General features: G+C 57.9%; 7 protein-coding genes. 4 read left to right on the forward strand and 3 right to left on the reverse strand.

The annotated features are described in order from the left end of the window. Window positions 1-82: 82 nt before the first annotated feature. Complete coding sequence (locus tag V2I08_RS17135) at window positions 83-1,594, reverse strand: sensor histidine kinase (RefSeq protein WP_349636143.1); 1,512 nt, start codon at window positions 1,592-1,594, stop codon at window positions 83-85. 88 nt (window positions 1,595-1,682) lie between these two features. After that, the gene (locus V2I08_RS17140; RefSeq protein WP_310224709.1) at window positions 1,683-1,916 is read right to left on the reverse strand and encodes a NepR family anti-sigma factor; all 234 of its coding nucleotides are present in this window, start codon (window positions 1,914-1,916) and stop codon (window positions 1,683-1,685) included. Window positions 1,917-2,196: 280 nt separating this feature from the next. On the opposite strand from V2I08_RS17140, the gene V2I08_RS17145 reads away from it, so the two are divergent. The 4 genes from V2I08_RS17145 (at window position 2,197) to V2I08_RS17160 (ending at window position 4,259) form a co-directional block, all read left to right on the forward strand. Then, entirely contained in the window at window positions 2,197-2,988 is a 792-nt protein-coding gene (locus tag V2I08_RS17145) for a response regulator (protein WP_349636146.1), read from the forward strand. 79 nt (window positions 2,989-3,067) lie between these two features. Next, window positions 3,068-3,199 (forward strand): hypothetical protein, encoded by a 132-nt coding sequence (locus V2I08_RS17150; protein ID WP_349636144.1) that lies wholly within the window; start codon window positions 3,068-3,070, stop codon window positions 3,197-3,199. Window positions 3,200-3,303: 104 nt separating this feature from the next. After that, window positions 3,304-3,954, forward strand: a complete 651-nt coding sequence (locus V2I08_RS17155; RefSeq protein WP_349636145.1) for a sigma-70 family RNA polymerase sigma factor — start codon at window positions 3,304-3,306, stop codon at window positions 3,952-3,954. 59 nt (window positions 3,955-4,013) lie between these two features. Further along, the gene (locus tag V2I08_RS17160; protein ID WP_349636147.1) at window positions 4,014-4,259 is read left to right on the forward strand and encodes a hypothetical protein; all 246 of its coding nucleotides are present in this window, start codon (window positions 4,014-4,016) and stop codon (window positions 4,257-4,259) included. A 49-nt stretch (window positions 4,260-4,308) separates the two neighbouring features. On the opposite strand, the gene V2I08_RS17165 is transcribed toward V2I08_RS17160, so the two are convergent. Next, window positions 4,309-4,557, reverse strand: a 249-nt coding sequence (locus V2I08_RS17165) for a hypothetical protein (RefSeq protein ID WP_349636148.1), incomplete at its 5' end; no start/stop codon positions are given.

Consider the following 4,557-nt stretch of genomic DNA (forward strand, 5'->3'; position numbering starts at 1 on the left):
ATCCATATGCACCACAATGGATTGCTTCGCTGCGCTCGCAATGACGAAAAGCGGTGAACCTCAAGTCATCCGGCTCTAGAATTTAGGGAATGATCGTTATCGCGATCGTGTAGCGGCCGTCATTGCCATCATGGTCCAGCGCGGAACGCAACTGGCGCGACAGGCCCGTCAGCACGCGACCATAGCGTTCCGACAGATGGGCCGTCATCGCCTCGGACGTCCGCAGGCCCGACGACGTCACACTTAGCAAGGCCCGGCCTTTCTGGTCTTGCAGCATGTGGGCCGCAATGTGCATCGACCCCTGCGGATCGAGCATCATCGCCAGTTCAACCAGCTCGGTCAGCAGGAACGCAATCGGCACCGCCACATCCTGACTGATATGGAGGTTATCGCTGTCGATCTGGATTGCAAAGCGTCGCGCGGCGGCAGGCGCCGTTCCGCGCAGACTGGCGGACAATTCACTGATCAACGGACGAATGCCGACACCACGATTTTCCTCCAACTCGGCAAAATGATTGCGATGCACCACCGACAGGGCATCGACCCGGCGCTGGATCGAGGCATAGGCTTCGACCGCTTCGGGTTCATGCGCCGACCGGGCGTGAAGGTTGATGAGGCTGGCGATGATCTGAAGGTTATTTTTGACCCGATGATGGACTTCGCGCGTCAGCTTGCGCTGCGTTTCCAGCCCCTCGGCCATCTCGGCCTCATGGGTCGCCACATCCTCGCTTATTTCGCGGAACGTTTCGCCCAGATCGACGATTTCCTGGGCTGGCGTCCGCATCCGTTGCAGCGGTTCCAGCACTTCGCCCGGATGATAGGCGGCAACCGCGCGGCGCAATATTACCAGCGGACGGATCAGCACGCGATTGACCACGAACCACCCAATCGCTGCGGCCGCAAACCACATGACCAGCGGCAGGAACAGCGACAGCAGTCGCGCCACTGTGGCGGGCGGTTCGCGTACCGTCATCGTTAATTCTATATCATAAGGGTCCAGCCGCGCCGACAAGCTGCTGCTCTTTCCGCCGGGCGGGTCTTTTCGAATATGACTGATCGCGAATAGCCGGTCGCCCTGACGAAGAGTCAGTTTACGATTTTGCAATGCCGTTGCGGGGTCGGCGACATTTTCCAGATGCTCGCGGGAATAATAGATCAGCGCCGTGATGCGTTCGTCTGCACTGTTGACGCGGCTTACCAGATAAGGCGCATTGGCGAGCAGTTCGATCGGCGGCCCGTCGAAGCGATTAGTCAGGCTCAGTTGTGCAGGCTCGCGCATGCCGGTCTCGCACAAGCGACGACCAGCGCGATCATAGATGTAAAATTGTCCGCCTTCTGCATCATTTGAGGCAAGGAACAGGGACAGGCGCTCGCAAATGCTGCGGTCGCCCCCATTTGACGCCAGATTATCGACGGTCAGTTGCAAGGCGGTGCGATCCGATTGCAGGTCCGCTGTCAATTTGCGGGCGCTTTGCGTCACCGCGACACGAAGCAGCGCTTCTTTTTCAAGGTCCGCAGTGCGTATGGCTTGAAGCGAGGCGATAAGGGCGAGCAGGCCAAGTGGCAGGAGTGCGAGCGTCAGGATGAGAAACATCTTGACGCCGGTAGATCTGAAAATTTGGGAGATAGGTTCCGTCAGCGACCGGGCCGCCGGAGGAGGGCTGCCCCGGTCCATGTGAAAATCAGCCTAGCTTGTTCAACAAATCCAGCATTTCCGCGGGAATATCCTCGTCCACCGCGCGTTGATAGACGGTACGCAACACTTGGGACACATGGCCTTCGTCCATCGGGTTTGCGGTCCTTCCTTTGCGCGAGGAAACCGCCTTTTTCGCATTTTTCTCTTCGCCCGCCATGGTCGAACGGTGTTCCGTGGTAGAAGAAACCAAAATCTGCCCCTCTGAAGCAATCTCTGTCACGCCAGCCAGTCCGTATTTGCGGGAATCTTACGGCGCGTCAATTCGTCGTTCCGCATTAAAGTCACGATAAACGCACCTTCATCGAAAAAACCGTGTGACTGCGAAACAAATCGGTCCTTCGTTGGTTCCGGCCAAGCTAGCGTTTTTTTACGCGCTGCCGGTTCGGGGAGCATCGAAGGGAAGGGGGTTGCCATCAGGGCATCGACATTCCATCCTTTACGCCATCCTTCCCCCGTGTCGGATACAACAGGCCCGCTTTGGGCAGGGAGACGAATTGACGATGTCGCTTGGACAGCAACTACACCCCCATCTTCCGTTTCTGCGCCGCTATGCTCGCGCACTGACCGGCAGCCAGACGCATGGTGACGCCTATGTTCGCGCAGCGCTCGAAGCGATCGTTGCCGCGCCGGAAGAGTTTCCCTCCGACGTCGATCCGCGTCTTGGCCTTTACCGCACGTTCCATGCCATCTGGTCGTCGGCGCATCTGGAAGATGTGCCGCTGACGGCTGATGGGGATCGCGAAGCCATTGCTCAGGCGCGCCTCGCGCGCTTGACGCCCCTGCCGCGACAGGCGCTGCTGCTGACTGCGTTGGAAGGTTTCACTGTCGATGATGTGGCCTATCTCATCGACATGGACAGTGTCGATGTCGAAGGGCTGGTCGAGGAAGCGCTGAGTGAAATCGAAGCGCAGACCCGTGCCAAGGTTTTGATCATCGAGGATGAGCCAATCATCGCGATGGACATTGAAACCATTGTTCGCGACCTTGGCCATGAAGTTACCGCCATTGCAGTAACCGCCGAAGACGCCGTGCGCGAAGCGCTTGCTGATCGTCCCGGCCTGGTGCTGGCCGACATTCAATTGGCGGATGACAGCAGCGGGATTGATGCGGTCAAGGACATTCTGGCCGAATTTGCCGTGCCCGTCATCTTCATCACCGCCTTCCCCGAACGCCTGCTGACAGGCGAGCGGCCCGAACCGACCTTCCTGATCACCAAGCCGTTCCAGCGTTCCACGGTAAAGGCCGCGATTTCGCAGGCGCTCTTCTTCGATCAGGCCACCGCGCCGGCCTGATCGTTACGCTTATATCCTGCTTTGTCGGAACTCCCCGCCGATCGTTGCGTTAGTCATGCGTAACGATCGGGGAGAGATTATGACAGATCAGGAAGAACGTATCACCTCCGAAGACGCGCGCAGCGGTTCCAAGAACCATGTCGTGCGCTACGTCCTCGGCATATCTTTAGCATTGGTTGTCATTGGGATGCTGGTCGTTCTTTTGATCTGACCATCGCGTTTGTGGCTTTGGGCCTCTGGCAAAATCTGATTTAAGGTATAGGCGCATTTATGGCTTTGACGACGTCGGTTCCTGCGGCGAGGGCGACAGCCAATATGGGGGTTGTTTCCATGGATGAGGACGTGGAGCCGGTCGAGGAGCGCGCAGCGCTGTCGGATTCGGATTTCAAGCGTGAACTGGCCGCGGTCATTCCGCATCTTCGCGCTTTTGGCCGTTCCCTGTCGGGCAACCGTGATGTCGCGGATGATCTCGTGCAGGAAACCCTGCTTAAGGCATGGGCGGCACGCGCCCGGTTTCAGGCCGGCACGAATATGCGCGCCTGGACCTTCATCATCCTACGCAACCATTATCTTTCGCAAATGCGCCGATCGCGCTTTCGCGGTGAATGGGACGACCTGACGGCCGATCGCATTCTTGCGGCACCGGCCAGCCAGGACAAGCATGTCGAATTGAGCGACATGCAGCGCGCCCTGCTGCAATTGCCCCAACCCCAGCGCGAAGCGCTGATCCTGGTTGGCGCAGGCGGCTTTGCCTATGAAGAGGCGGCCGAGATTTGCGGCGTTGCCGTGGGCACCATCAAAAGCCGTGTGGCTCGTGGTCGTGCGGCACTCGAACTGCTTATGGAAAGCGGCGACCTGCCCTCGCGACGCAGCCAGGAAACGACCGATACCGCCGTTCTTGATGAAATCATGGACGATGTGGATCGCCTCAGCCGGGGACGGGGTGAGCCGCTAAGTGAAGACTGATCGGGAACGATAATATTCCGCCACTCGTTCTCCTCCCTTGAAAGGAGAGGCGTGTGGCTATAGATCCTCATGAGGATGCCGGACGGTCCAAGAAATATGGGGTCGATCGACTACATGGCAGCGGCATTACATTTGCCTTGGTCGCAATAGCGCTCATCTTGGCCATTGGTTTCTTCTATCTCACCAACGATCATAGTAGGGACAAACGTGCCGATGTCGTGACCGGCACGGCCCAGTCCGTGGACGAAGCCGCCCAGGTGATCGAGAAGGCTGCGCGCAACGCCGCTGATGGATTGCGCAAATGATTTGATCATCCTTTCATTGTCAGGCGGGATTCAGGAATTCTTTGCCATTTTACGGCAGGGTGCGCCCACTGTCGGATTTCCTTACAGCATATTGTAAGGCAATCGACCTTGTCAGTATCGCCTGATGGCGACTGAAGAATGGGCGTAACGCATGATCAGGTTGTTCAAACATTATGTGCCGCACGCCGTGCTGTTGCTTGGGCTGCTCGATTTTGTTCTCTTGCCCAAGTTGGACAGCGCTGGCGGAACGCGCAGTGAACACGAGATCGTAAGTACTTGATTTTGCTAGGGTCGAGTT

Origin of the sequence: Sphingobium sp. MK2 (genome assembly GCF_040170545.1) — a bacterium.
Taxonomy (GTDB): domain Bacteria; phylum Pseudomonadota; class Alphaproteobacteria; order Sphingomonadales; family Sphingomonadaceae; genus Sphingobium.

Bases quoted from the DNA above. Each gene is read 5' to 3' on its own strand.
- V2I08_RS17135 (WP_349636143.1), bottom strand. From the start codon at position 1,594: ATGTTTCTCATCCTGACGCTCGCACTCCTGCCACTTGGCCTGCTCGCC.
- V2I08_RS17145 (WP_349636146.1), top strand. From the start codon at position 2,197: ATGTCGCTTGGACAGCAACTACACCCCCATCTTCCGTTTCTGCGCCGC.
- V2I08_RS17150 (WP_349636144.1), top strand. From the start codon at position 3,068: ATGACAGATCAGGAAGAACGTATCACCTCCGAAGACGCGCGCAGCGGT.
- V2I08_RS17155 (WP_349636145.1), top strand. From the start codon at position 3,304: ATGGGGGTTGTTTCCATGGATGAGGACGTGGAGCCGGTCGAGGAGCGC.